Raw genomic sequence first — 25,354 nt, 5'->3', positions numbered from 1 at the left:
GGCAGCGGGCGGCGCCGGGCGGCCCGCCGGGGCTACCAGTCGCGGCCGGCGATCTCCCGGATGCCCGGCAGGGCCGCCTCGAAGACGGTCCGGAACCACACCGAGAACGGCTTCTCGGCCTGCAGCTCGCGCAGCTCGGCGGCGGTGACGAAGCGGGTCGACTCGACCTCGTCCGGGTCCGGGGCGACGTCGGTGGTGACCAGGCCGACGAAGAGGTGGTTCCACTCGCGCTCGATCAGGCCGGAGGCCTCGTCGGGGAGGTCGTAGCGGACGGTGCCGGCCTCGCACAGCAGGGCGGGGGCCAGGCCCAGCTCCTCGGCGGTGCGGCGGGCGGCGGCGACGAAGGGCTGCTCACCGGGGTAGGGGTGGCCGCAGCAGGTGTTGGACCAGACGCCGGGGGAGTGGTACTTGCCGAGCGCGCGGCGCTGGAGCAGCATCCGGCCCTGGCGGTCGAAGAGGAAGACCGAGAAGGCCCGGTGCAGTCGGCCGGGCTGCTGGTGGGCCCAGAGCTTCTCGCCGGTGCCGATGGTGACGCCCTCGTCGTCGACCAGTTCCAGCAGGATCTCGGTGGTGGTGGAGAGCTCGGCCGGAACGTCGGTCTGGCTGATCGCGGGGCTCATGGGCGGGCGGCACCTTTCGGCGGGACGGTTCGACACACTTCGACCGGCGTGGCCGGGCCCGCCCAGTCTGCCGCATGGCCCGCCGCGGCTGCCGCTCTGACGCACGCCATGGAGGGTAAGGGCCGAATGATTGGCAGGGTTGTTCGACCGGTGAACGCTTCGCGTCCACTCCTTCCACACAGGTGTTCACCTTCTCGACCGGTTGTGCCTGCGAAGAGGGCCGTGCCCGCGTTCTGCCAGGTCGCCGGGGTCGCCTACCATCACCAGTACACGGTGGCCGGTAACCGGCCACCGGCGTGCCGCGACGGACACCCGGCCGGCCCGATCCGAGATGACGCAGGAGACACCGCATGATCGGCCTCGTTCTGGCCGCCGGCGCCGGCCGCCGGCTCCGGCCCTACACCGACACCCTGCCCAAGGCGCTGGTGCCGGTCGACGGGGAGCGGACGGTGCTGGACCTGACCCTCGGGAACTTCGCCGAGGTGGGTCTGCGCGAGGCCGCGATCGTGGTCGGCTACCGCAAGGAGGCCGTGTACGACCGCAAGGACGCGCTGGAGCAGAAGTACGGCGTCAAGCTCACCCTGGTCGAGAACGACAAGGCCGAGGAGTGGAACAACGCCTACTCGCTGTGGTGCGCCCGCGACCTGTTCGGCGAGGGCCTGCTGCTGGCCAACGGCGACACCGTGCACCCGGCCTCGGTGCAGCGCACCATGCTGGACGGCAACGACCGGCTGATCAAGGAGGGTGCCGCGCCCGGCATCCTGCTGGCGCTGGACACCGTGAAGAAGCTGGCCGACGAGGAGATGAAGGTCGTCGTCGACCCGGAGCTCGGCATGCGGCGGATCACCAAGCTGATGGACCCGTCCGAGGCGACCGGTGAGTACATCGGCGTCACCGTGATCAACCCGTCCGCCGGGGACGCGCTCGCCGACGCCCTCAAGGCGACCTACGAGCGCGACCCGCAGCTGTACTACGAGGACGGCTACCAGGAGATGGTCCACCGCGGCCTGCGGATCGACGTGCAGCCGATCGGCGAGGTGTCCTGGGTCGAGGTGGACAACCACGACGACCTGAACAAGGCGAGGGAGATCGCGTGCCGGTACTGACCCGCCTGCTGCCGTCCCCGGTCTTCGTCGAGATCCGCCCGCGCGCCCTGGAGTCGCTCGGCGGCATCCTCGCGGACGGCCGGCTGTCCAGCTCCGGGCGGATAGCGGTGGCGATCAGCCCGGGCTCCGGGCGGGCGCTGCGCGAGCGCCTGGAGCCGGTGCTGCCGGGCGCGGACTGGTACGACGTGGCCGACGGCACCCTGGACGGGGCGGTCCGGCTGGCGGAGGCGATGCGCGGGGGCCACTACGACGCCCTGGTGGGCCTCGGCGGCGGTAAGATCATCGACGCGGCGAAGTACGCGGCCGCCCGGGTCGGTCTGCCGGTCGTCGCGGTGGCCACCAACCTCGCGCACGACGGCATCTGCTCGCCGGTCTCCATCCTGGACAACGACGCCGGCCGGGGCTCCTACGGGGTGCCCAGCCCGATCGGGATCGTGGTCGACCTGGAGGTCGTCGCCAAGGCCCCGAAGCGCTTCGTCGCGGCCGGGATCGGCGACGTGCTGTCCAACATCTCGGCCTGCGCGGACTGGGAGCTCTCCCAGCGGGAGACCGGCGAGCCGGTGGACGGGCTGGCCGTCGCGATGGCCCGCTCGGCGGCCGAGAACCTGCTCCGCCACCCCGGCGGGCTGGAGGACCAGGACCTGCTGACATCGCTGGCGGAGGCCCTGGTACTGTCCGGCATCGCGATGAACATCGCCGGCAGCACCAGGCCTTCGTCGGGCGCCTGCCACGAGATCTCGCATGCCCTGGACCTGCTCTACCCCAAGCGGTCCGCCCAGCACGGCGAGCAGGTCGGCCTCGGCGCGGCCTTCGCGAGCCACCTGCGGGGCGAGCGCGAGCTGACCGGCCGGATGGTGGACCGCCTGCGGTTCCACAACCTGCCGGTGACCGCCGATCAGATCGGTTTCACCGAGGCGGAGTTCACCGATGCGGTGCACTACGCTCCGAACACCCGCCCGGGGCGCTTCACCATCCTCGAGCACCTCGACCTCTCCCCTTCCGACATCAGGGACGCGTACGCCGACTATGTCCAAGCAGTCAACAGCTGAACGCCCCCCGGTGGACCTGACCCGCCGCCCCTCGATCGAGGAGCTGCGCGCGGTGATCCACCCGGAGGGCATGCTCCAGCGCCGCAGCGCCGAGCACTGGGCCGGCCGCCTGTACATGCGGAAGATCTCGCTGCGGATCACCCGGATACTCTCGACGGTCACGGCGATCACGCCCAACGGCCTGACCTACCTGATGATGGTCACCGGCATCCTGGCCGGTGCCGCCCTGGTGGTGCCGGGTCTGGCGGGCGCCGTCCTGGCCGCCCTCCTGATCCAGGTCTACCTGCTGCTCGACTGCGTGGACGGCGAGGTGGCCCGCTGGCGCCGGCAGACCTCGCTCACCGGCGTCTACCTCGACCGGGTCGGCCACTACATGTCCGAGGCCGCACTGCTGACCGGCCTGGGCCTGCGCGCCACCGACCTGTTCCACCAGGAGGGCGGCGCCGCGCACTGGGAGTGGGCCTTCCTCGGCACGCTGGCCGCGCTCGGCGCGATCCTGATCAAGTCCGAGACCGACCTGGTGGACGTGGCCCGCGCCCGCAGCGGGATGACCGCCGTCGAGGACAGCGCCTCGGTGCCGCGCTCGGCCGGTGTGGCCAAGGCCCGCCGGGCCGCCTCGCTGCTGAAGTTCCACCGCCTGGTGGGCGCGGTGGAGGCCTCGCTGTTCATCCTGGCCGCCGGGATCGCCGACGCGGTGCAGGGCGGGCTGTTCTTCACCCGCCTGGCCGTGGTGGTGCTGGCCGCCATCGCGATGCTCCAGACCGTGCTGCACCTGCTGTCGATCGTCCTGTCGAGCAGGCTGCGATGAGCGACCTCAAGCTCGGCGCCGTGATCATCACGATGGGCAACCGGCCGGCCGAACTGAACGCCCTGATCGACTCCGTCCGCGCCCAGCAGGGCCCGGCCGTCGAGCTGGCCGTGGTCGCCAACGGCGCCCCGCTGCCAGCCCTGCCGGCCGGGGTGCGCACCGCGGAGCTGCCGGAGAACCTCGGCATCCCGGGCGGGCGCAACGTCGGCATCGAGCTGTTCGGCCCGGACGGGCGCGACGTGGACGTGGTGCTCTTCCTGGACGACGACGGCCTGCTGCCGCGCACCGACTCCGCCGCGATCCTGCGCGAGGCCTTCGCGGCCGACCCGGGGCTCGGCATCGTCTCCTTCCGGATCGCCGACCCGGAGACCGGCACCACCCAGCGCCGGCACGTCCCCCGGGTCCGGGTGGGCGACCCGATGCGGGGCTCCCGGGTGACCACCTTCCTGGGCGGCGCCTGCGCGGTGCGCACCGCGGTCTTCCCGCAGGCCGGACAGCTGCCCGCGGAGTTCTTCTACGCCCACGAGGAGACCGACCTGGCCTGGCGCGCGCTGGACGCCGGCTGGTCGATCGACTACCGCCCGGACGTGGTGCTGAACCACCCGGCGACCTCCCCGGCCCGGCACGCCGCGTACTTCCACAACGTGGCCCGCAACCGGGTGTGGCTGGCCCGACGGAACCTTCCGGCCCCGATCGTGCCTCTCTACCTGGGGACGTGGTTGCTGCTCACGCTGGCCCGCCGTCCGTCGTCCGACGGGCTCAAGGCCTGGCTCGGCGGCTTCCGGGCCGGCTGGAGCGAACCCTGCGGGCCGCGCCGGCCGATGCGGTGGAGCACGGTCTGGCGCTTGACCAGACTCGGCAGACCGCCAATCATCTGATCGCAGCCGGGCGGCGCACCCCGCTCCCGGGAACCGCGAACCGCGCACCCCTTGTCCCCCGTGGTTGCAGCACCTGTTGTGAAGGACGAACGTGTCGACACTGAGTGACCCCGTCAGCCTCTCCTCACCGAGGGGAGAGGACGCGGGCCTGAGCCCCAAGGAACTGGCGGCCAAGTACCGGCTGACGGTCAGCGGCCGGCGGCCGGGCCTGTTCGAGTACATCCGGCAGCTGTGGGCCAGGCGGTCCTTCATCACCGCCTTCGCCACCGCCCGCCTGGTGGCGCAGTACACCACGGCCAAGCTCGGCCAGCTCTGGCAGGTGCTGACCCCGCTGCTGAACTGCGCGGTCTTCTACCTGGTCTTCGGTGTGATCATGAACAGCCGGGACACCGTCCCGGTCTACATCGCCTGGCTGTGCGTCGGCGTCTTCGTCTTCCAGTTCTCGCAGAGCGCCATCCAGGCGGGCACCCGGTCCATCTCGGACAACCTGGGCCTGATCCGCGCCCTGCACTTCCCGCGGGCCTCGCTGCCGATCGCGTTCACCGTGATCCAGCTCCAGCAGCTGCTGATCTCGATGGTCGTGCTGGTCGCGATCGTCCTGCTGAACGGCATCTCGCCGGGCATGACCTGGCTGCTGATCGTTCCGGCGCTCGCCCTGCAGGCCCTGTTCAACACCGGCCTGGCCCTGGTGATGGCCCGGATCGGCGCCAAGACCTCGGACATCTCGCAGCTGATGCCCTTCCTGCTGCGCACCTGGATGTACGTCTCCGGCGTGATGTACAGCGTCTCGGGCTACATCGAGAAGTGGCCGACGATCTACCAGAAGCTGTACTCGTGGAACCCGGCGACGGTCTACATGGACCTGATGCGCTACGCCTTCATGCCGGAGAGCTTCGACAAGGCGAAGTACCCGGGCGGCTACGACGCGGCCGGCAACGCGCTGCCGAAGGCGCTGATCCTGCCCGACCACATCTGGATGATGGCCGCGGTCTGGGGCGTCGGCGCCTTCGTCCTCGGCTTCGTGTTCTTCTGGAAGTCCGAGGAGGAGTACGGCCGTGGCTGATGCAGCTCTGTACAAGGAGGAGACCGCGGTGGACGCCCAGCGGGCCAAGGTGCCGACGGTGATCGTGGACGACGTCCACATCGTCTACAAGGTGCACGGCGCGGGCGCCGGCAAGGGCAGCGCCACCTCGGCGCTGAGCCGGATCATCACCCGCAAGAAGGCGCCGACCATCCGCGAGGTGCACGCCGTGCGCGGGATCAGCTTCACCGCGTACAAGGGTGAGGCGGTCGGCCTGATCGGGTCCAACGGCTCCGGCAAGTCGACCATGCTGGCGGCCATCGCCGGCCTGCTGCCGACCGAGCGGGGCGGCATCTACACCAACGGCCAGCCCTCGCTGCTGGGTGTGAACGCGGCGCTGATGGACGACCTGACCGGTGAGCGCAACGTGGTGCTGGGCTGCCTGGCGATGGGCATGAGCCCGGCCGAGGTGCGCGAGCGCTACCAGGGCGTCGTCGACTTCTCCGGCATCAACGAGAAGGGCGACTTCATCTCGCTGCCGATGCGCACCTACTCCTCCGGCATGGGCGCCCGCCTGCGGTTCTCCATCGCGGCGGCCAAGACCCACGACGTGCTGCTGATCGACGAGGCGCTGGCCACCGGTGACCAGGCCTTCCAGAACCGCTCCAAGCGGCGGATCGAGGAGCTGCGCAAGGAGGCCGGTACGGTCTTCCTGGTCAGCCACGACAACAACTCGATCCGCGAGACCTGCGAGCGGACCATCTGGATCGAGCACGGCGAGCTGGTGATGGACGGGCACACCGACGAGGTGGTCCGGATGTACGAGAAGGGCGAGCGCCCCTGACCCGGGTGCGTCCGCACGCCAGGGCCGGTACCGGATCCTCCGGTACCGGCCCTGCGCTGTGCGGTGACCGTGTGACGTGTGCGTGTCCGAGCCGCCCGGTCGGGCGGCGCCGGTGTAGAACGGGGGAGTGACCGCAGTGTCGGCTTCAGCCAAATCAGATAACCAGACAGACGGTGCCACGCTGGAGAAGGCGGACCTGGAGAACTTCCCGGTCGCCCCCTCCTTCCTGCCCGCCGCCTGGCGCACCGACCTGATGGCGGTCTACGGCTTCGCCCGCCTGGTCGACGACGCCGGCGACGGCGACCTGGCCGACCCGGCCGGCGTCGCCGCCCTGCTGGGCGTCGACGCCGACCCCGGGCAGGAGGGCTTCCGGCCCGCCCTGCTGGACGGCCTGGAGCGCGACCTGGACCGGGTCTTCGAGCAGGCCCTCGAACCGGCCGCCGCCCCGCCCCGGCACCCCCTGATGCGCGACCTGGTCCCCACCGTGCGGGCCCACGCGCTCACCCCCGAGCCGTTCCGGAACCTGATCGAGGCCAACCGGGTCGACCAGCGGGCCACCCGCTACCCCGCCTGGGCGGACCTGCGGCACTACTGCACGCTCTCGGCCGACCCGGTGGGCCGCCTGGTGCTCGCCATCGCGGGCCGCGCCACCCCCGAGCGGATCGAGCTCTCCGACGCGATCTGCACCGGCCTGCAGCTGGTCGAGCACCTCCAGGACGTCGCCGAGGACCTCGGCCGCGGCCGGATCTACCTGCCGCAGGAGTCCATGGCGCGGTTCGGCGTCACCGAGGCCGACCTGGCCGAGCCCGCGGCCAGTGGCCCGGTGCGGGCGCTGATCGCCTCGGAGGCGGCCCGCGCCCGGACCCTGCTCGACCGCGGGGCCCCGCTGGTCGGTACGGTTCAAGGCAGGCTCAGGCTGCTCCTGGCGGGATTCACCGCCGGCGGGTACGCCGCCCTGGCCGCCGTCGAGGCGGCCGGGTTCGACGTGCTCGCCCACCAGCCGAAGCCCGACAAGCGCCGCCTGGCACTCAAGGCGGCGGCACTCTTCGCGAAGGGAAGGTGAGCGCCCTCGTGGCGGCATCACCACTGGCGTCGGCGCCGGTCATGGCGGCCTACCGGTACTGCGAGGCGGTCACCGCCCTGCAGGCCCGCAACTTCAGCTACGGCATCCGGCTGCTGCCGGAGCCCAAGCGACTGGCCATGTCCGCGCTGTACGCGCTCGCCCGCCGGGTCGACGACATCGGTGACGGTGAGTTGCCGACCGAGGAGAAGACCCGGGCGCTGGCGCGCACCCGCGACCTGCTCGACGAGATCCGCGAGGGCCGGGTCACCGAGGACGACACCGACCCGATCAAGGTCGCGCTGGCCCACGCGGCCCGGCGCTTCCCGATCCCGCTGGACGGCTTCGACGAGCTGGTCGAGGGCGTCGAGATGGACCTGCGCGGCGCCGAGTACAAGACCTTCGAGGACCTCAAGGTCTACTGCCGCTGCGTGGCCGGCTCGATCGGCCGGCTCTCGCTCGGCGTGTACGGCTGCACGGACTGGGAGCGCGGCCCCGCGTACGCCGACACCCTGGGGCTGGCCCTGCAGCTCACCAACATCCTGCGCGACCTGCGCGAGGACGCGACGAACGGCCGGATCTACCTGCCGGCCGAGGACCTGGAGCGGTTCGGCTGCCAGGAGGGCTTCGCGCTCTCCGCGCCGCCGCTCGGCGCCGACTTCCTCGGCCTGGTCGCCTTCGAGGCGGACCGCGCCCAGCGGGCCTTCGAGGAGGGCCTGCGGCTGCTGCCGATGCTCGACCGCCGCAGCCGCGCCTGCACCGCCGCGATGGCCGGCATCTACCACCGGCTGCTCGGCCGGATCGCCGCGGACCCGGAGTCGGTGCTGCGCGGTCGGGTCTCGCTGCCGGGCTGGGAGAAGGCGTACGTGGCACTGTCCGGGCTCGCCGGAGGGCGTTCTTGATTCTCTCGCCAGTTATGTCACGCTGTGTCAGCACCACGTCACCGCCGGCACCGGAGCCGCACGAACACCAGGGCAGGGGGAAGGGCCGATGACCGCACCGGCACGCGACACCCGGCCCAGCGCCGTGGTCGTCGGCGGCGGCCTGGCCGGCATCACGGCCGCCCTGCGGCTGGCCGAGGCCGGGCAGCGGGTCACCCTGATCGAGGGCCGGCCGCGCCTCGGCGGCCTGGCCTTCTCCTTCCGCCGCGGCGAGCTGACCGTCGACAACGGCCAGCACGTCTACCTGCGCTGCTGCACCGCCTACCGCGGCCTGCTCGACCGGCTGGGCGCGGGCCCGCTGGTCGACCTCCAGCCCCGGCTGGACGTCCCCGTGCTGGGCCTCGGCGCCGACGGCGGCCGCACCCTGGGCCGGCTGCGCCGCGCCGAGCTGCCCGTCCCGCTGCACCTGGCCGCCTCGCTCGCCACCTACCCGCACCTCGGCCCGCTGGACCGGGCCCGGGTGGTGCGCGGCGCGCTCGCCCTGCAGCGCCTGGACCTGGACGACCCGGCGCTGGACGCGGTCTCCTTCGGCGAGTGGCTGCGCCGGCACGGCCAGACCCCGGCCACCGCGGCCGCGCTCTGGGACCTGGTCGGCGTCGCCACCCTGAACGCCACCGCCGAGCGGACCTCGCTGGCGCTGGCCGCCAAGGTCTTCAAGACCGGGCTGCTCTCCGACCCGGGCGCCTCCGACATCGGCACCGCCCGCGTCCCGCTCGGCGAGATCCACCACGACCGGGCCCGCACCGAACTGGAGCGGGCCGGGGTCACCGTCCTGCTGCGCGCCAAGGCCGCCGAGCTGAAGCCCGCCGACCAGCACGCCGTCCGGCTGGAGAGCGGCGAGCTGCTCACCGCCGACACCGTGGTGCTGGCCGGTGCCCAGGAGTCCGCCGCCGAGCTGCTGCCGACCGGCGCGGTCGACCAGCGGATCGGCGACCTCGGCCACGCGGCGATCCTCAACGTGCACGTGGTCTACGACCGCAAGCTGCTGCGCCGGCCGTTCTTCGCCGCGCTCGGCACCCCCGTCCAGTGGGTCTTCGACCGCACCGCGCACTCCGGCCTGGACGTGCCGGGTGCCCAGTACCTGGCCGTCTCCCAGTCCGACGCCGGGGCCGAGATCGACCTGCCGGTGGCCGAGCTGCGCGAGCGCTACCTGCCCGAGCTGGAGCGGCTGCTGCCCGCCGCCCGGGGCGCCCGGGTGCTGGACTTCTTCGTCACCCGGGAACGCACCGCCACCTTCGACCCGGCGCCCGGCACCGCCGCGCTGCGCCCCGGCGCCCGCACCCGGATCCCCGGCCTGCTGCTGGCCGGCTCGTGGACCGCCACCGGGTGGCCCGCGACCATGGAGAGCGCGGTGCGCAGCGGCCACGCCGCTGCCGACGCCGCGCTGGCGGGCGCCGGCCGGCTGCCGGTCGACCGCGGCGACGGAAGGTGGCCCCGATGACCGCCCACCCGACCACCGACATCGCATCGCACCGAGAGGGATCGCACGTGGAGGCTCGTACCGGCACCCCGGTCAAGGACACGACGACCGTGCTGGACCTGCTGGCCCGCGGACGCACGCTGTGCACCCCGTCGATGCGCGCGGCCGTCGCCCGTTTGGCGGCACCGATGGACACCGTCGCCGCGTACCACTTCGGCTGGATCGACCGGGACGGCAACCCCGCGGCGGGCGACGGCGGCAAGGCCGTGCGCCCGGCGCTGGCCCTGCTCTCTGCGGAGGCCGTGGGTGCTCCGGCGCAGGTCGGCGTGCCCGGCGGGGTCTCGGTTGAACTGGTGCACAACTTCTCCCTCCTCCATGATGATCTGATGGACGGTGACGAGACCCGACGGCACCGTGCCACGGCGTGGACGGTCTTCGGTCCGGCCCAGGCGATCCTGGCCGGTGACGCGCTGGCCACGCTGGGCACCGAGGTGCTGCTGGACGCCGCGGTGACCGGCGGGGCGACCCCCGCGGACGCCGCGCGCGCCGTCCGGCTGATCACCACCGCCACCCGCCGGCTGATCGACGGCCAGGCGCAGGACGTCTCCTACGAGCAGCGCGACGCGGTCACCGTCGAGGAGTGCCTGGCCATGGAGGGCGGCAAGACCGGCGCCCTGCTGGCCGCCTCGGCGGCGATCGGCGCGGTGCTGGCCGGCGCCGACGACCGGGTGTCGGACGCGCTGCAGCGCTACGGCTACCACCTGGGCCTGGCCTTCCAGGCGGTGGACGACCTGCTGGGCATCTGGGGCGCGACCGAGGTCACCGGCAAGCCGCACTGGAGCGACCTGCAGTCGCGCAAGAAGTCGCTGCCGGTGTGCGCGGCCCTCGCCGAGGGCGGCGCCGCCTCCGAGGAGCTCGCCGCGCAGCTGGCCGACCCGACCGGCCGCGGTGAGGAGAGCGAGCAGGAGCTGGCCGCCCGCGCCGCGCTGATCGAGCAGGCCGGCGGCCGGGCGTGGACCCAGGAGGAGGCCCGCCGCCAGTACGAGACCGCCCTCGCCGCGTTGGACGAGGTACCCATGGCCGACCAGGTGCACGAGCACTTCGTCGCACTCGCCGAATTCGTGGTGGTACGAGAGAGGTGACGTGAAGTTGACAGCAACCGCGGGCGGCAGGATCGTCCCCAAAGCCTCAGTTGCAGTACGACAACCTGACGATTCCTCACCCGGGGCGGCGCTCAGCCGCGCCACCGCCCACCTGCTGTCACTGCAGCACGCCGACGGCTGGTGGAAGGGCGACCTGGAGACCAACGTCACCATGGATGCCGAGGACCTGTTACTGCGACAGTTCCTCGGCATCCGCACCGAGGAGCAGACCCGGGGCACCGCCGCCTGGATCCGCTCCCAGCAGCGCGAGGACGGCACCTGGGCCACCTTCCACGGCGGCCCGCCGGAGCTCTCCACCACGGTGGAGGCGTACGTCGCGCTGAAACTGGCGGGCGACGACCCCGCCGCCCCGCACATGGCCGCCGCCGCCGCGTACGTCCGCGGTGCCGGCGGGATCGCGGCCGCCCGGGTGTTCACCCGGATCTGGCTCGCGCTCTTCGGCTGGTGGCCCTGGGAGAGACTCCCCGAACTGCCCCCCGAGCTGATCTTCCTGCCGCACTGGGCCCCGCTGAACATCTACTCCTTCGGGCAGTGGGCCCGGCAGACCATCGTCCCGCTCACCGTGGTCTCCGCGCACCGGCCGGTGCGGCCCGGCCCGTTCGACCTCGACGAGCTGCACACCGACCCGGCGAATCCTTTCCCCGAGCGGCCGATGGCCGCCGCCCGCACCTGGGACGGCCTCTTCCAGCGCCTCGACCGGCTGATGCACCACTACCACCGGCACGCGGTGCGCCCACTGCGCCGGCTCGCCCTGCAGCAGGCCGCCCACTGGATCATCGAGCGGCAGGAGGCCGACGGCTGCTGGGGCGGCATCCAGCCGCCCGCCGTCTACTCGCTGATCGCCCTCAACCTGCTCGGCTACCGGCTGGACCACCCGGTGATGAAGGCCGGGATCGCCTCCTTCGACGGCTTCACCGTGCACACCGAGGACGGCCGGCGCTGGATGGAGGCCTGCCAGTCCCCGGTGTGGGACACCTGCCTGGCCGCCATCGCGCTCCGCGACGCCGGACTGCCCGGCGACCACCCCGCCCTGATCAGCGCCACCGACTGGATGCTCGGCGAGGAGATCACCAAGCGCGGCGACTGGTCGGTCAAGCGCCCCGGGCTGGAGCCCGGCGGCTGGGCGTTCGAGTTCCAGAACGACACCTACCCGGACGTCGACGACACCGCCGAGGTGGTGCTCGCCCTGCACCGGGTCGACCACCCCGCGCCGGAGAAGGTGGACGGCGCGGTGCGCCGGGCGATCGACTGGACGCTCGGCATGCAGTCCCGCAACGGCGCCTGGGGCGCCTTCGACGCCGACAACACCAGCCCGCTGCCCAACAAGCTGCCGTTCTGCGACTTCGGCGAGGTGATCGACCCGCCGTCCGCCGACGTCACCGCGCACATGGTCGAGATGCTGGCAGCCGTCGGCCGGGCCGGCGACCCGCGCTGCCGGCGCGGCATCACCTGGCTGCTGCGCAACCAGGAGGCGGACGGCTCCTGGTTCGGCCGCTGGGGCACCAACTACATCTACGGCACCATGTCGGTCGTCCCCGCCCTGGTCGCCGCCGGCGTCCCCACCGGCCACCCGGCGATCCGCCGCTCGGTGCGCTGGCTGGAGCAGCGGCAGAACGAGGACGGCGGCTGGGGCGAGGACCTGCGCTCCTACCGCGACCCGGCCGCCTGGTCCGGGCGCGGGGAGTCCACCGCCTCGCAGACCGCCTGGGCGCTGATGGCGCTGCTCGCCGCCGGCGAGCGGGACAACCCCGTCGTGGAGCGCGGCGTCCGCTGGCTGATCCGCACCCAGCGGCCGGACGGCACCTGGGACGAACCGCAGTTCACCGGCACCGGCTTCCCCTGGGACTTCTCCATCAACTACCACCTCTACCGGCTGGTCTTCCCGGTCACCGCGCTGGGCCGCTACGTCCACGACACCCCGCTCGGTGGAGGCGTCGCATGAGGGATCCGCTGCTCGTGGTCTGCGCGCTGGCGCCCGAGGTCTGGGCGCTGCGCGGCGGCGACTGGTCCGGGGCGTGCGGCGGGCCCGCCGTGCTGGCCCGGACCGGCATGGGCCGGCGGCGGGCCCGCCGGAGCGCCGGCGCGCTGCTCGCCGCCGGCGGGTACGGGGCGCTGGTGGTGGCCGGGTTCGGCGCCGCGGTCGGCCCCGGCACCGAGCCGGGCGACGTGATCGTCGCCGACGCGGTCCGGGACTCCGACGGCGGGTTCCACCCGCTGGAGTCGGCCCCGGCCCTGGTCAAGGCGCTGGAGGGACACGGCCTGACCGTGCACACGGGCCTGCACCACACCGCCGACCACGTGGTCCGCGGCGCCGAACGGCACGCCCTGCACGCCGCGGGCGCGCTCGCCGTCGACATGGAGGCCGCCGCGGTCCTCGCCGCCCGCGCCGAGCTCCGCCCCGAACTGCCGGCCGCCGTGCTGCGGATCGTGGTCGACACCCCCGAGCGGGAACTGATCCGCCCCGGCACCCTGCCCGCCGGCATCCGCGCCTGGCGGGCGCTGCGCTCCGCCGTACCGGCCCTCATCGAGTGGCACCGGCAGGCCACCGCCCCGGCGCCGTCCACCGAGCTTCACCCACAGCCCTCGACGCTCCCCCAGGAGGCGAGCTAGCCATGGCCATGCCGCTGCGCCAGACCATCCGCGTCAGCACCTACCTCATGCAGCAGAAGCTCAAGCGCAAGGAGAAGTTCCCGCTCATCGTCGAGCTGGAACCGCTCTACGCGTGCAACCTGGCCTGCGAGGGCTGCGGCAAGATCCAGCACCCGGCGGGCGTGCTCAAGCAGCGCATGCCGGTCGCCCAGGCGGTCGGCGCAGTGCTGGAGTGCGGTGCCCCGATGGTCTCCATCGCGGGCGGCGAGCCGCTGATGCACCCGCAGATCGACGAGATCGTCCGCCAGCTGGTGGAGCGGAGGAAGTACGTCTTCCTGTGCACCAACGCCCTGCTGCTGCGCAAAAAGCTGGACAAGTTCACTCCCTCGCCGTACTTCACCTTCGCGGTGCACATCGACGGCCTGCGCGAGCGGCACGACGCCTCGGTGGCCAAGGAGGGCACCTTCGACGAGGCGGTGGCCGCGATCAAGGAGGCCAAGCGGCGCGGCTTCCGGGTCACCACCAACTCGACCTTCTTCAACACCGACACCGCGCAGACCGTGGTCGAGGTGCTGGACTACCTCAACGACGAGCTCAAGGTCGACGAGATGATGATCTCCCCGGCCTACGCCTACGAGAAGGCCCCCGACCAGGACCACTTCCTCGGCGTCGAGCAGACCCGGGAGCTGTTCCGCAAGGCCTTCGCCGGCGGCAACCGCCGGCGCTGGCGGCTCAACCACAGCCCGCTCTTCCTCGACTTCCTGGAGGGGAAGGTCGACTTCGAGTGCACCGCCTGGGGCATCCCCAACTACTCGCTGTTCGGCTGGCAGCGCCCCTGCTACCTGATGGCCGACGGCTACGTGCCGACCTACCGCGAACTCATCGAGAAGACCGACTGGTCGAAGTACGGGCGCGGCCGCGACCCGCGCTGCGACAACTGCATGGCGCACTGCGGATACGAGCCCACGGCGGTGCTCGCCACCATGGGCTCGCTCAAGGAGTCGCTGCGCGCCGCCCGGGAGACCGTTGCCTCCGGGAAGATCAACTAGTACCTGAACCAAGATCGGCGAGGTGAAGTGATGTCACTGCTGACCGAGATCCAGGGGCCCGCGGACCTGCGACGCCTGCCCGCCGAGCAACTCCCGGTGCTCGCCGACGAGATCCGGGACTTCCTGATCGACGCGGTCACCCGCACCGGCGGCCACCTCGGCCCCAACCTCGGCATCGTCGAACTCACCATCGCCCTGCACCGGGTGTTCGACTCCCCGCACGACCGCATCCTGTGGGACACCGGCCACCAGGCCTACGTCCACAAGCTCCTCACCGGTCGGCAGGACTTCTCCCGGCTGCGCAGCAAGGACGGCCTCTCCGGCTACCCCTCGCGCGCCGAGTCCGGGCACGACCTGATCGAGAACTCGCACGCCTCCACCGCCCTCGGCTACGCCGACGGCATCGCCAAGGCCAACCAGATCCTCGGCACCGACCGGCACACCGTCGCCGTGATCGGCGACGGCGCACTGACCGGCGGCATGGCCTGGGAGGCGCTCAACAACATCGCCGAGGCCCAGGACCGCCCGCTGGTCATCGTCGTCAACGACAACGAGCGCTCGTACGCCCGGACCGTCGGCGGTCTGGCCCACCACCTGTCCACCCTGCGCACCACCCGCGGCTACGAGCGCTTCCTCTCCTGGGGCAAGGAGGCGCTGCAGCGCACCCCCGTGGTCGGCAAACCGGTGTTCGACGCGCTGCACGGCGCCAAGAAGGGCTTCAAGGACGCCTTCGCCCCGCAGGGCATGTTCGAGGACCTGGGGCTGAAGTACCTCGGCCCGATCGACGGCCACGACATCGGCGCGGTCGAGCAGGCGCTGCGCCAGGCCCGGCACTTCGGCGGGCCGGTCATCGTCCACTGCCTCACCGTCAAGGGCCGCGGCTACCGGCCCGCCGAACAGGACGAGGCCGACCGCTTCCACGCGGTCAACCCGATCGACCCGTACACCTGCCTGCCCATCTCGCCCTCCACCGGGGCCTCCTGGACCTCGGTGTTCGGCAGCGAGATGGTGGCGATCGGCACCGACCGGCCGGACGTGGTGGCGATCACCGCCGCCATGCTGCAGCCGGTGGGCCTGGCCAAGTTCGCCGCCGCCCACCCCGACCGGATCTACGACGTGGGCATCGCCGAGCAGCACGCGGTGGCCAGCGCCGCCGGGCTCGCCACCGGTGGGCTGCACCCGGTGGTGGCGGTGTACGCCACCTTCCTGAACCGGGCCTTCGACCAGGTCCTGATGGACGTCGCGCTGCACCGGCTGGGCGTCACCTTCGTCCTGGACCGGGCCGGCGTCACCGGCAACGACGGCGCCTCGCACAACGGCATGTGGGACATGTCCGTGCTGCAGGTCGTCCCCGGGCTGCGGCTGGCCGCGCCGCGCGACGGCGACCAGCTGCGCGAGCAGCTGCGGGAGGCCGTGGCGGTCGGCGACGCACCGACCGTGGTGCGCTTCCCGAAGGGCGAACTCGGCCCCGAGGTCCCCGCACTGGAACGGATCGGCGGCGTCGACGTGCTCGCCAGGACCGGACCCTCGCCGGAGATCCTGCTGGTCGCGGTCGGCGCGATGGCCCCCGCCTGCCTGGACGCGGCGGCCCTGCTGGTCGCCGAGGGGTACAGCGCGACCGTGGTCGACCCGCGGTGGGTCAAGCCGGTCGACCCCGCCCTGGTCGCGCTGGCCGCCGAGCACCGGATGGTGGTCACCGTCGAGGACAACGGCCGCACCGGCGGGGTCGGCGCCGCGGTCGCCCAGGCGATGCGGGACGGCGGCGTCGACGTACCGCTGCGCGACCTGGGCATCCCGCAGGAGTTCCTGACGCACGCCTCACGCGGGGAGATCCTGGAGGAGGTCGGCCTCACCGGCACCGGCGTGGCCGCCCAGACCGCCGCCTTCGCCAAGGTGCTGCTGCCCGGCGGGCAGGGCCCCTCCGGCAGCAGCGCCCAGCAGTACCGGCCCCGCGTGCCCCGCAAGTGACCTGAGGAGCGAAGCAGCACCATGGCCGAATCCTTCGATCTCGCCGCCCTGCTCACCGAACGCGGCCCGGAACGCTACGAGTTGCACGCCAAGTACCTCAACCCGCAGCTGCCCCGGATGCTGCACACCATCGGCTTCGACAAGTACTACGAGCGCGCCGCCGGCCCGTACTTCTACGACGCCGAGGGCAACGAGTACCTGGACATGCTGGCCGGGTTCGGCATCTTCGCGCTCGGCCGGCACCACCCGGTGGTCCGGGCCGCCGTCCAGCAGGTGATGGACCTCGACCTGCCCGACCTCACCCGCTTCGAATGCCCCACGCTGCCGGGCCTGCTGGCGGAGAAGCTGCTGTCGTACACCCCCGGCCTGGAGCGGGTGTTCTTCGGCAACAGCGGGACGGAGGCGGTGGAGACCGCGCTGAAGTTCGCCCGCTACGCCACCGGGAAGAAGCGGGTGCTCTACTGCGACCACGCCTTCCACGGCCTCACCACCGGCTCGCTGTCGGTCAACGGCGAGAGCGGCTTCCGCAAGGGCTTCGACCCGCTGCTGCCGGACACCGCGATCCCGCTCGGCGACCTCGGCGCGCTGCGGAAGGAGCTGAAGCGCGGCGACGTGGCGGCACTGATCGTCGAGCCGATCCAGGGCAAGGGCGTCACCGTCGCCCCGACCGGCTGGCTGAGCGCCGCCCAGGCGCTGCTGCACGAGCACAAGGCGCTGCTGATCTGCGACGAGGTGCAGACCGGCATCGGCCGCACCGGCGACTTCTTCGCCTACCAGCACGAGGAGGGCCTGGTCCCCGACCTGGTGTGCGCGGCGAAGGCGCTCTCGGGCGGGTACGTGCCGATCGGCGCGACGCTCGGCAAGTCGTGGATCTTCGACAAGGTGTACTCCTCGATGGACCGGGTGCTGGTGCACTCCGCGTCCTTCGGCTCCAACGCGCAGGCGATGGCCGCCGGCCTCGCCACCCTGCACGTGATGGAGCAGGAGAAGGTGGTCGAGAACGCCCGGGCGGTGGGCGACCTGTTCCGCGAGCGGCTGGCGGCGCTGGTGGACGAGTACGAGCTGCTCGCGGACGTGCGGGGGCGCGGGCTGATGATCGGGATCGAGTTCGGCCGGCCGAAGTCGCTGAAGCTGCGGACCAGCTGGACGGCCGTGCAGGCCGCCCGGAAGGGGCTGTTCGCGCAGATGGTGGTGGTGCCGCTGCTGCAGAGGTACCGGATCCTGACCCAGGTGTCCGGGGACCACCTGGAGGTGATCAAGCTGATCCCGCCGCTGGTCGTCACCGAGCGGGACGTGGACACCTTCGTCCGTGCGTTCACCGAGATCATGGACGAGGCGCACCACGGCAGCGGCCTGATGTGGGACTTCGGCAAGACGCTGGTCAAGGGCGCGGTGCGGTAGCGGCACCGCGCCCCAGGGGGGAGCTAACCGGTCTGCGTGAAGAAGCCGCCGAGCAGCCGGGCGTCGACGTGGTCGGCCGGGAGGTCGCCGTACTGGGCGGTGATCTCCTCGGCGTACGCCTCGGCGTCGTCCTGCGGGTCGTAGCCGAGCGCGCGGGCGGAGGTGAGGTCCCACCAGGCGCGGGTGTTGGCGCTGATGCCGTTGACCACGGTGTGCCCGACGTCCGGTGCGGTCAGCGCGGCGTGCACCAGCCGGGCGCAGTCGGCCGGGCTGAGCCAGGTGGAGAGCATCCGCGGCGAGCGGGGCCGGGGGAAGCAGGAGCCGATCCGCAGCGACACCGTCTGTACGCCGTACTTGTCGGCGTACAGGGACGCCAGGCCCTCGCCGAACACCTTGGACAGGCCGTAGTAGGTGTCCGGCCGGGGCGGGATGTCGCTGCCGATCAGGCCGTCCCCGCCGAGCGGGGTGAAGCCGACGGCGTGGTTGGAGCTGGCGAACACCACCCGTCGCACGCCCTCCAGGCGGCAGGCCTCGTACAGGTGGTACGTCCCCTCGATGTTGCTGCCGAGGATGTTGGCGAAGGTGTCCTCCAGCGAGATGCCGCCGAGGTGGACGACGGCGTCCACGCCGCGGACGGCGTCGCGCACCGCGTCGGCGTCGCGCAGGTCGAAGGCGAGCGAGTCGCCCGCGCCGTCGATCGGCTCCAGGTCGGCGAGGCGCAGCCGGTAGCCGTACGGCGGCAGCAGCTCGCGCAGCAGGGTGCCGACGCCGCCGGCGGCGCCGGTGAGCAGGATGGTGGTGGTCATGACGCGTCCAGGGTGTGCGAGGCGATCCAGTCGAGGTCGAAGTCGTCGCCGAGGCCGGGGCGTTCGGGGAAGCGGACGACGCCGTGCTTGTCGATCGGGTCGACGGCGGAGCGCAGGTGCGGCGGCACCTCGTCGAAGTCGACGTGCGGGTGGAGCAGGCCGCGCTCGTACCAGCGGCCGTTGGTGGTGGCGCCGAGCAGGGCGAGGTTGCCGGAGCCGTTGCCGTGCACCTCGCAGTCGAGGTTGAACGCCTCGGCGAGGTGCAGGGTGCGCACAGCCGGGGTGATGCCGCCGACGTCGGTGGTGCCGGTGCGCAGGATGTCGCAGGCGCCCGAGGTGACCCACTCGGCCCGGGTGAAGTTCTTGCCCCAGGAGGTCTCGGGGCCGATCACCGGGATGTCGAGCTGGTCCGCGAGCCAGCGGTAGGAGGAGATCGAAGCCTCCTCCATGGGCTCCTCGAACCAGTAGTAGTCCAGCTCCTGGAGGGCGCGCCCGAGCTTGAGCGCCTCGGTGCGCGAGTACCAGTGGTTGGCGTCCAGCATCAGCTCGACGTCCGGGCCGACCGCCGCGCGGACGGCGGTGCAGGCGGCGATGTCGAGGGCGACCGAGGGGGCGCCGGCCACCGGGGGCATCCAGGTGTGCAGCTTGATGGCGCGGTAGCCCTGCTCGACCAGCTGGACGGCGAAGGCCGCGAAGTCGGCCGGGGTCGCCAGGCCGCCCGGGGTCTCGTCGCCGCACATGGTGGAGGCGTACGCGGGTACCTCGCTGCGGGCGCCGCCGAGCAGTTTCCAGACCGGCAGGCCGAGGCGGTGGCCGGCCAGGTCCCACAGCGCGAGGTCGACGAAGCCGAGGGCGCGGTCGGTGAGGCCGCCGTGGGCGCCGCGCTGCTTGCGGGCGAGCGAGGTCCACAGCCGCTCGCGGTCCAGCGGGTCCTGGCCGAGCAGCGCGGGGCGCAGGTACTTGTCGAGGACGTGCGGGCGCAGGTGGTCCGGCTGGACCAGGACCCGGCCCGCCACCCCGTCGCTGTCGGTGACGGTGAGCAGTGCCTCGCGGACCTCGTGCGGGGCGGCCGGGTGGCGGTGGCCGTGGGAGTCGACGGCCGTCCTGGCGACGGTGGTGAAGACCGTCACCGCGAGGGATTCGATGGTGGCCATGGCGGGATCAGCCGTTCTTCGCCCTGTAGTCGGACTGGGCCTTGGTGAAGGCGTCCGCGACGGCCTTGGCGAACTCGGCGGGCGACATCTTGCCGAGCAGCACCTTCTGGAAGTTGGGCTCCGCGTCGGTCTTGGTGATCTTCGAGTACTGGGGGAGGTGGACGGGTGGCTGGACCAGCTTGACGGCGGGGGAGTTGAGGGCGTCGCCGGCCTGCTTGGTGATCCCCGACCTGGCGTACCAGTCGTCGGCGTAGGCCTCGGTGTTGGCGGGGATCTGGCCGACGTTCTCGTTCCAGTAGCTGTTGGAGGCGTGCGAGTCGAGGAACTCGAGGAACTTCCAGGCGGCGTCCTGGTGCTTGGAGTTCTTGAACAGGCCGAAGCCGTCGACCGGGTTGGCGAGGATCGAGGAGCCGCTCGGGCCGGAGGGCAGCAGCATGCCGGCGACCTTGTCGCCGAGCGCGGTCCTCACGTCCTTGGTGGAGCCCAGGTTGTGGTGGACCATCATCACCTGGTTGGCCTGGAACTGGGCCAGCATCTGCGGGTAGGCGTTGGAGACGTCCGCCTCGGGGGTGGTGTTCTTGAACTGGGCGGCGATCTTGGCGATCAGCTCGACGTTCCGCGGGTCGTCCACCGTGGACTTCCCGGCCGCGTCGAACATCGAGGCCAGCCCGGAGTAGGCGTACGCCTCGGACAGCACCTGGAAGCCGGAGCCGGAGCCGCCGCGGATGGTGAAGCCGTACTGGTTCTTGGACTTGTCGGTGAGCCGGGCGGCGGCCGCGAAGAGCTCGTCCCAGGTCTTCGGGACCTCGATGCCGGCCTCCTTGAACTTGTCGGCGCGGTACCAGATCACGTCCTGGTTGCCGGAGGACGGCAGCTGGTAGAGGCCCTTGCCGCCGGACGCCGCCTTCGAGGTCTCCAGCATGTTGGCGGAGAGCTTGCCGTTCAGGGCGCTCTTGGCGAGCAGCTCGTCGAGCGGGACGAGCGCCTTCTGCGCGGTCAGCGAGGCGAGCAGGGCGGTGGTGACGCCGCCGACGTCCGGGGTGGAGCCGGAGGCGATCGCGGTGTTGTACTTCTCCGCCACCTCGGAGCTGGTCACGCCCACGTACTTGACGGTGATGGTCGGGTTGGCCTTCTCGAACTCGTCGATCAGGTGCTGGAAGAGCGGCGTTCTGGCCGGGCCGGCGTTGTTGTCCCAGAAGGTGACGGTGACCTTGCCGCCGTCGGCGGAGGAGCCGGAGCCGGAGGAGCCGCAGGCGGTCAGCAGGCCGAGGGCGGCGAGGGCGGCGGCAGCGGTGCGCAGGGAGCGGGACATGGCTGTGTCCTGTTCTGTGTCGGGTGGTGGGTGGGGGAGGTCAGCCCTTGACGGCGCCGGCGCTCATGCCCTGGACGAGGTACTTCTGGACGAAGGCGAAGACCAGCACCACGGGCACCGCGGCGACCACGCCGCCGGCGGCCAGCGCGCCGAAGTCGACGGTGTTCTCGCCGATGGTGGTCTGCAGGCCGACCGGGACGGTCTGCAGCTCCGGGTCGTTGAGGAACATCAGCGCGAAGAGGAAGTTGTTCCAGCTGCCGATGAAGGCGAAGGAGCCGACCGCGACGATGCCGGGCCGCAGCAGCGGCAGCACCACGGCGAGGAAGGCGCGGATCCGGCCGCAGCCGTCCACCATCGCGGACTCCTCCAGCTCCACCGGGACGTTCTTCACGAACCCGCTCATCAGGATCATGGCGAGCGGGAGTTGGAAGGTGGTCTCGGCGATGATCAGGCTCCAGCGGGAGTTGATCAGGTCGAAGGCCTGGAAGATGTTGAACAGCGGGATCAGCATCATCGCGCCGGGCACGAACTGGGTGCACAGCAGCGCCAGCAGGAAGAGCTTCTGGCCGCGGAACCTGAACCGGGCCAGCGCGTAGCCGCCCATCAGCGCGAAGAAGGTGACGAAGAGCAGGGTGAGCAGGGCGATCCAGACGCTGTTCTGGAAGTAGACCCGGAAGCCCATCCCGTTCCAGACGGTGTCGAAGTGCTCGAACGTCAGCGGCCAGGGCAGCAGCGAGGTGGAGCCGGCCGGGCGGAGCGCGAAGAGCAGCATCCAGTAGAACGGCACCACGGTGAAGACCAGGTACAGCGCCAGCGGAAGGAACAGCCGGCCGATCCGGCCGAGATCGGGGCGCCCGCCGGCGGCGGACCGGGTGGACTTCGCGGACAGCGGGACGGCGGCGGTGGTCACGGCGGAGTTCTCCAGGGGGTGGACGGGGTCTGCTTCTCTGCTACTTCTCGGTACCGAACTTGCTGAGCCGCAGGTAGAGCACCGAGCAGAACAGCAGGATCACGAAGGCCGCCGTGGTGAGCGCCGAGCCGTAGCCGAAGTCGTACGACTTGCGGGCGAGTTGGGCCACGTACAGCGGGAGGCTGGTGGTCGCGCCGGCCGGGCCGCCGTTGGTGAGGGTGTAGAGCAGGTCGACGTTGTTGAACTCCCAGACCGAGCGCAGCAGGGTGGCCAGCACGATCGCGTCCCGCAGGTGGGGGAGGGTGACGTGGCGGAAGCTGCGCAGCCGGCCGGCGCCGTCCATCGAGGCCGCCTCGTACAGCTCCTTCGGGACGGATTGCAGATCGGCCAGGATGAGGATGGCGAAGAACGGTACGCCGCGCCAGAGTTCGGCGACCACGGCGGCGGAGAACACGGTGTCCGGATCGCCCAGCACGGAGGTCGCGGCGTCGCCGACGCCCAGCTGGGCCAGGTAGTGGAAGACGCCGGTCGCCGGGTTGTAGAGCAGCATCCAGATGCTGGTGGTCAGCACGCCGGAGACCGCCCACGGCGAGAAGACCATCGCCCGGGCCATCGCCCGGCCGAGGAAGGTCTCGTTGACGATCAGCGCGAGCACCAGGCCCAGCAGGAGCTGCAGGGCGACCTCGGCGCACACCCACTTCGCGGAGAACGCCAGGCTGTGCCAGAACTGCTCGTCGCCGAGCATCCGGCGGAAGTTGTCGAGCCCGACGAAGGCGTCGTCGTACGGCTCGTTCACCACGTGGTGCTGGAGCGCGTAGTAGACGACGCTGCCCACCGGGAAGACCAGGAAGCAGGCCAGCAGCAGGACGGTCGGGGTGATCAGCGCGTACGGGGTGAGCGCTCGCCGCACAGCCACGTCGGAGCTCCATTCCTCTACGTTCATGGACGTCGTTCACATGCGTGGACAATCTAGGGAGGCTGTGCGGGTGCGTCAACCCGTCTGTAGGAGGTGAGTTTCAAAATGTCGTTCACAGATGTGGACTCGGGTCAGAATGCTGTATAACCCTGGTGTCATACCGTCCCTCCACCGGAGAGCACACCCATGACCGACGCACCCGCTCCCCTCATCGACCGCCTCGACGGCCTGCTGTTCTTCCCCGTCACCGCCTTCACCGCCGACGGCGCCCTCGACCCGGCCGCCTTCCGCACCCACGTCCGCGCCCGCCTCGACGACGGCGCCGCCGCCGTCTTCGCCGCCTGCGGAACCGGCGAGTACCACGCCCTCGACCTGGACGAATACGAATCTGTCATCGCCGCGGCGGTCGAGGAAACGGCCGGGGCCGTACCGGTCGTGGCCGGAGTCGGCCACGGCACGGCCCTTGCGCTCGAGTTCCTGCGGCGCGCCGAGCGGGCCGGCGCCGACGGCGTCCTCGCGCTGCCCCCGTACCTCGTCAAGCCCTCGCAGGAGGGCCTGCTGCGCCACTACCGCGCCCTGGCCGAGGCCACCGCGCTCGACGTCATCGTGTACGCGCGGGACAACGCGGTGCTGGAACCCGAGACCGTCGTCGCCCTCGCCGCCGTGCCCAATGTGGTCGGACTCAAGGACGGCATCGGCGACCTCGACCTGATGCAGCGCATCGTCAGCGCCGTCCGCACCTCGCACCCCGGCCTGGACTTCCGGTACTTCAACGGCCTGCCGACCGCCGAGCTCACCGGCCTCGCCTACCGGGGAATCGGCGTCACCCTGTACTCCTCCGCCGTCTTCTGCTTCGCGCCGGACCTCGCGCTCGCCTTCCACCGGGCCCTCGGCAACGGCGACGACGACACCGTCAACCGGCTGCTCGACGGCTTCTTCCGGCCACTCGTCGAACTGCGCAACCAGGGCCGCGGGTACGCGGTCTCGCTGGTCAAGGCCGGCGTCCGGCTGGACGGGCTCGACGTCGGCCCGGTCCGGGCGCCGCTCACCGAAGCGGCCGACGAGCACGTCGAGCGGCTGGCGGCGCTGGTCAAGCAGGGGCGCGCGCTGCTCTGACCGCCCGCCCGCCCGCGAGCCCGGCGCGCTGTGCGGTGCGCCGGGCCGGTCCACCGACCCCCAACCCCCAGAACGGGAGCCAGCCGTGCGCGCCTCCGCCTTCCTCTACCCCTGGGACGTCGTCGGCGACCCGGCCGCCCCGGCGACCGTCGCCGGACTCGGCGTCCAGCAGGTCACCCTGGCCTCCGCCTACCACTCCACCCGCGCCCTCACCCCGCGCCACCCCACCGGCCGGATCGTCACCGCCCCGCACTCCGCCGTCTACTACCCCCCCTCCGGCGAGCGCTGGCGCGGCCGGGCCCTGCGGCCGCACGGCCAGAGCTGGATCCCCGCCGTCGACCCCTTCGGCGACGCCGCGGACGCCCTGACCGCCGCCGGGCTGGAGGTCCACGCCTGGGTCGTCCTCGCGCACAACTCCCTGCTCGGGCGGGCCGTACCGCGCTGCACCGTGGAGAACGCCTACGGGGAGCGCTACCCCTGGGCGCTGTGCGTCGCCCAGGCCGAGGTCGTCGAGTACTGCGTCTCGCTCGCCGTCGAAGCCTCCGTCCGCCCCGGCGCGCGCGGCGTCGAACTGGAGAGCTGCGGCTGGTACGGCCTCGCCCACCTGCACGCCCACGACAAGATCGGCGGGGTCGGGCTGGGGCCCGTCGGACAGTTGCTGATGTCGCTGTGCTTCTGCCCTGCCTGCGAACGCGGGTACGGACTCAGGGAGAAGGCGCGCGCGGCCGTGCGGGAGGCGCTCGAACCGCTGTGGCGGGGAGCGCCGGAGCCTGCCACCGGCTGCGAGGCGGACGGGCTGGCGGCACTGCTCGGCCCCGGCCCGGCCTCGGCCGTGCTCGCCCATCGGCTGCGTGCCGCCAGGGAGTTGCAGCACACGGTGATCGGTGCGGTCCGGGCCGCTGCCGGACCGGACTTCCGGATCCTGCTGCACGCCGACCCGGACCCGTGGCGGTACGGCGCCAACGTCGGCGTCGACGTGGGGTGGGTGCTCGACCACGCGGACGGGCTGGTCGTCCCCGCCGCGCTCGCGGCCCGGGCCTCGGCCGTCCCGAGGCGGCCCGGGACGGTGATCGCCGCCAACTCCACCGTCGTTGCCGGGATGGGCGGGGGTGCGCCGGTGCCCGACGTCCCCGGCGCCGACGAACTCCGCCTCTACCACGTCGGACTGGCCTCCGACGCCGACCTCGCCACGCTGCGGGCGGTGCTCCGGCCGTAGGCTGCTC

At 72.1% G+C, this 25,354-nt stretch carries 23 protein-coding genes; 17 read left to right on the top strand and 6 right to left on the bottom strand.

Annotated features, from left to right (window positions below; translation table 11 throughout):
- Nucleotides 1-32: 32 nt before the first annotated feature.
- On the bottom strand, nucleotides 33-620 hold the full coding sequence (gene idi / locus ABEB06_RS08965) for an isopentenyl-diphosphate Delta-isomerase (protein WP_345696279.1): 588 nt from the start codon (nucleotides 618-620) through the stop codon (nucleotides 33-35).
- 350 nt (nucleotides 621-970) lie between these two features.
- Between idi and ABEB06_RS08960 the strand changes: the two genes are divergently transcribed.
- From ABEB06_RS08960 to ABEB06_RS08890, 15 genes are all read left to right on the top strand, one after another.
- Complete coding sequence (locus tag ABEB06_RS08960; protein ID WP_345696278.1) at nucleotides 971-1,726, top strand: phosphocholine cytidylyltransferase family protein; 756 nt, start codon at nucleotides 971-973, stop codon at nucleotides 1,724-1,726.
- The gene (locus ABEB06_RS08955) at nucleotides 1,714-2,775 is read left to right on the top strand and encodes an iron-containing alcohol dehydrogenase family protein (protein WP_345696277.1); all 1,062 of its coding nucleotides are present in this window, start codon (nucleotides 1,714-1,716) and stop codon (nucleotides 2,773-2,775) included. Before ABEB06_RS08960 ends, ABEB06_RS08955 begins: the two co-directional genes overlap by 13 nt.
- A gap of 70 nt (nucleotides 2,776-2,845) precedes the next feature.
- Nucleotides 2,846-3,583, top strand: a complete 738-nt coding sequence (locus ABEB06_RS08950; RefSeq protein WP_345701781.1) for a CDP-alcohol phosphatidyltransferase family protein — start codon at nucleotides 2,846-2,848, stop codon at nucleotides 3,581-3,583.
- Nucleotides 3,580-4,461 carry a glycosyltransferase family 2 protein gene (locus ABEB06_RS08945; RefSeq protein ID WP_345696276.1) on the top strand — a complete coding sequence of 294 codons (882 nt, stop codon included), beginning with the start codon at nucleotides 3,580-3,582 and terminating at the stop codon, nucleotides 4,459-4,461. Before ABEB06_RS08950 ends, ABEB06_RS08945 begins: the two co-directional genes overlap by 4 nt.
- 91 nt (nucleotides 4,462-4,552) lie before the next feature.
- The gene (locus ABEB06_RS08940) at nucleotides 4,553-5,524 is read left to right on the top strand and encodes an ABC transporter permease (RefSeq protein ID WP_345696275.1); all 972 of its coding nucleotides are present in this window, start codon (nucleotides 4,553-4,555) and stop codon (nucleotides 5,522-5,524) included.
- On the top strand, nucleotides 5,517-6,326 hold the full coding sequence (locus tag ABEB06_RS08935) for an ABC transporter ATP-binding protein (RefSeq protein ID WP_345696274.1): 810 nt from the start codon (nucleotides 5,517-5,519) through the stop codon (nucleotides 6,324-6,326). The genes ABEB06_RS08940 and ABEB06_RS08935 overlap by 8 nt, the downstream gene beginning before the upstream one ends.
- Nucleotides 6,327-6,462: 136 nt before the next feature.
- Nucleotides 6,463-7,389 carry a squalene synthase HpnC gene (gene hpnC / locus ABEB06_RS08930; protein WP_345696273.1) on the top strand — a complete coding sequence of 309 codons (927 nt, stop codon included), beginning with the start codon at nucleotides 6,463-6,465 and terminating at the stop codon, nucleotides 7,387-7,389.
- Between the two features lie 41 nt (nucleotides 7,390-7,430).
- Entirely contained in the window at nucleotides 7,431-8,288 is an 858-nt protein-coding gene (gene hpnD, locus ABEB06_RS08925; protein ID WP_345701780.1) for a presqualene diphosphate synthase HpnD, read from the top strand.
- Between the two features lie 88 nt (nucleotides 8,289-8,376).
- Nucleotides 8,377-9,768: a hydroxysqualene dehydroxylase HpnE gene (gene hpnE / locus ABEB06_RS08920; protein ID WP_345696272.1), complete on the top strand. Its 1,392-nt coding sequence runs from the start codon at nucleotides 8,377-8,379 to the stop codon at nucleotides 9,766-9,768.
- The gene (locus ABEB06_RS08915; protein WP_425559592.1) at nucleotides 9,765-10,889 is read left to right on the top strand and encodes a polyprenyl synthetase family protein; all 1,125 of its coding nucleotides are present in this window, start codon (nucleotides 9,765-9,767) and stop codon (nucleotides 10,887-10,889) included. Before hpnE ends, ABEB06_RS08915 begins: the two co-directional genes overlap by 4 nt.
- 7 nt (nucleotides 10,890-10,896) lie before the next feature.
- Nucleotides 10,897-12,852 (top strand): squalene--hopene cyclase, encoded by a 1,956-nt coding sequence (gene shc / locus ABEB06_RS08910; RefSeq protein WP_345696270.1) that lies wholly within the window; start codon nucleotides 10,897-10,899, stop codon nucleotides 12,850-12,852.
- Complete coding sequence (locus ABEB06_RS08905; RefSeq protein WP_345696269.1) at nucleotides 12,849-13,520, top strand: phosphorylase family protein; 672 nt, start codon at nucleotides 12,849-12,851, stop codon at nucleotides 13,518-13,520. Before shc ends, ABEB06_RS08905 begins: the two co-directional genes overlap by 4 nt.
- Nucleotides 13,521-13,522: 2 nt before the next feature.
- Nucleotides 13,523-14,548, top strand: a complete 1,026-nt coding sequence (gene hpnH, locus ABEB06_RS08900; RefSeq protein WP_345696268.1) for an adenosyl-hopene transferase HpnH — start codon at nucleotides 13,523-13,525, stop codon at nucleotides 14,546-14,548.
- A gap of 30 nt (nucleotides 14,549-14,578) precedes the next feature.
- Complete coding sequence (gene dxs, locus ABEB06_RS08895; RefSeq protein WP_345696267.1) at nucleotides 14,579-16,516, top strand: 1-deoxy-D-xylulose-5-phosphate synthase; 1,938 nt, start codon at nucleotides 14,579-14,581, stop codon at nucleotides 16,514-16,516.
- A 21-nt stretch (nucleotides 16,517-16,537) separates the two neighbouring features.
- Entirely contained in the window at nucleotides 16,538-17,917 is a 1,380-nt protein-coding gene (locus ABEB06_RS08890) for an aspartate aminotransferase family protein (protein WP_345696266.1), read from the top strand.
- Between the two features lie 23 nt (nucleotides 17,918-17,940).
- On the opposite strand, the gene ABEB06_RS08885 is transcribed toward ABEB06_RS08890, so the two are convergent.
- Genes ABEB06_RS08885 through ABEB06_RS08865 form a run of 5 tightly spaced genes read right to left on the bottom strand, consistent with a single transcriptional unit; the run spans nucleotide 17,941 to nucleotide 23,015 of the window.
- On the bottom strand, nucleotides 17,941-18,723 hold the full coding sequence (locus tag ABEB06_RS08885; protein WP_345696265.1) for an NAD-dependent epimerase/dehydratase family protein: 783 nt from the start codon (nucleotides 18,721-18,723) through the stop codon (nucleotides 17,941-17,943).
- A complete protein-coding gene (locus ABEB06_RS08880; protein ID WP_345696264.1) occupies nucleotides 18,720-19,877 on the bottom strand; it encodes an enolase C-terminal domain-like protein in 1,158 nt (385 codons plus the stop codon). The genes ABEB06_RS08885 and ABEB06_RS08880 overlap by 4 nt, the downstream gene beginning before the upstream one ends.
- Before the next feature lie 7 nt (nucleotides 19,878-19,884).
- Nucleotides 19,885-21,189, bottom strand: coding sequence for an ABC transporter substrate-binding protein (locus tag ABEB06_RS08875; protein WP_345696263.1), 1,305 nt, complete (start codon nucleotides 21,187-21,189; stop codon nucleotides 19,885-19,887).
- Nucleotides 21,190-21,229: 40 nt separating this feature from the next.
- Nucleotides 21,230-22,099 (bottom strand): carbohydrate ABC transporter permease, encoded by an 870-nt coding sequence (locus ABEB06_RS08870; protein WP_425559591.1) that lies wholly within the window; start codon nucleotides 22,097-22,099, stop codon nucleotides 21,230-21,232.
- Nucleotides 22,100-22,139: 40 nt separating this feature from the next.
- A complete protein-coding gene (locus tag ABEB06_RS08865; protein ID WP_345696262.1) occupies nucleotides 22,140-23,015 on the bottom strand; it encodes a carbohydrate ABC transporter permease in 876 nt (291 codons plus the stop codon).
- A 186-nt stretch (nucleotides 23,016-23,201) separates the two neighbouring features.
- Between ABEB06_RS08865 and ABEB06_RS08860 the strand changes: the two genes are divergently transcribed.
- Nucleotides 23,202-24,131, top strand: coding sequence for a 5-dehydro-4-deoxyglucarate dehydratase (locus ABEB06_RS08860; RefSeq protein WP_345696261.1), 930 nt, complete (start codon nucleotides 23,202-23,204; stop codon nucleotides 24,129-24,131).
- A gap of 85 nt (nucleotides 24,132-24,216) precedes the next feature.
- Nucleotides 24,217-25,347 carry a hypothetical protein gene (locus ABEB06_RS08855; protein WP_345696260.1) on the top strand — a complete coding sequence of 377 codons (1,131 nt, stop codon included), beginning with the start codon at nucleotides 24,217-24,219 and terminating at the stop codon, nucleotides 25,345-25,347.
- The last annotated feature ends 7 nt before the right edge of the window (nucleotides 25,348-25,354 follow it).

Source organism: Kitasatospora terrestris, from assembly GCF_039542905.1.
GTDB lineage: Bacteria > Actinomycetota > Actinomycetes > Streptomycetales > Streptomycetaceae > Kitasatospora > Kitasatospora terrestris.
The sequence above is the reverse complement of the archived record's forward strand: the minus strand, read 5'-3'. Positions and strand labels throughout refer to the sequence as shown.

Coding starts and splice junctions, on each gene's coding strand:
- idi (WP_345696279.1), bottom strand. CDS start 620: ATGAGCCCCGCGATCAGCCAGACCGACGTTCCGGCCGAGCTCTCCACC.
- ABEB06_RS08960 (WP_345696278.1), top strand. CDS start 971: ATGATCGGCCTCGTTCTGGCCGCCGGCGCCGGCCGCCGGCTCCGGCCC.
- hpnD (WP_345701780.1), top strand. CDS start 7,431: ATGGCGGCCTACCGGTACTGCGAGGCGGTCACCGCCCTGCAGGCCCGC.
- ABEB06_RS08860 (WP_345696261.1), top strand. CDS start 23,202: ATGACCGACGCACCCGCTCCCCTCATCGACCGCCTCGACGGCCTGCTG.
- ABEB06_RS08905 (WP_345696269.1), top strand. CDS start 12,849: ATGAGGGATCCGCTGCTCGTGGTCTGCGCGCTGGCGCCCGAGGTCTGG.
- ABEB06_RS08890 (WP_345696266.1), top strand. CDS start 16,538: ATGGCCGAATCCTTCGATCTCGCCGCCCTGCTCACCGAACGCGGCCCG.
- ABEB06_RS08875 (WP_345696263.1), bottom strand. CDS start 21,189: ATGTCCCGCTCCCTGCGCACCGCTGCCGCCGCCCTCGCCGCCCTCGGC.
- ABEB06_RS08885 (WP_345696265.1), bottom strand. CDS start 18,723: ATGACCACCACCATCCTGCTCACCGGCGCCGCCGGCGGCGTCGGCACC.
- ABEB06_RS08945 (WP_345696276.1), top strand. CDS start 3,580: ATGAGCGACCTCAAGCTCGGCGCCGTGATCATCACGATGGGCAACCGG.
- hpnH (WP_345696268.1), top strand. CDS start 13,523: ATGGCCATGCCGCTGCGCCAGACCATCCGCGTCAGCACCTACCTCATG.
- hpnE (WP_345696272.1), top strand. CDS start 8,377: ATGACCGCACCGGCACGCGACACCCGGCCCAGCGCCGTGGTCGTCGGC.
- ABEB06_RS08880 (WP_345696264.1), bottom strand. CDS start 19,877: ATGGCCACCATCGAATCCCTCGCGGTGACGGTCTTCACCACCGTCGCC.
- ABEB06_RS08950 (WP_345701781.1), top strand. CDS start 2,846: ATGCTCCAGCGCCGCAGCGCCGAGCACTGGGCCGGCCGCCTGTACATG.
- dxs (WP_345696267.1), top strand. CDS start 14,579: ATGTCACTGCTGACCGAGATCCAGGGGCCCGCGGACCTGCGACGCCTG.
- ABEB06_RS08915 (WP_425559592.1), top strand. CDS start 9,765: ATGACCGCCCACCCGACCACCGACATCGCATCGCACCGAGAGGGATCG.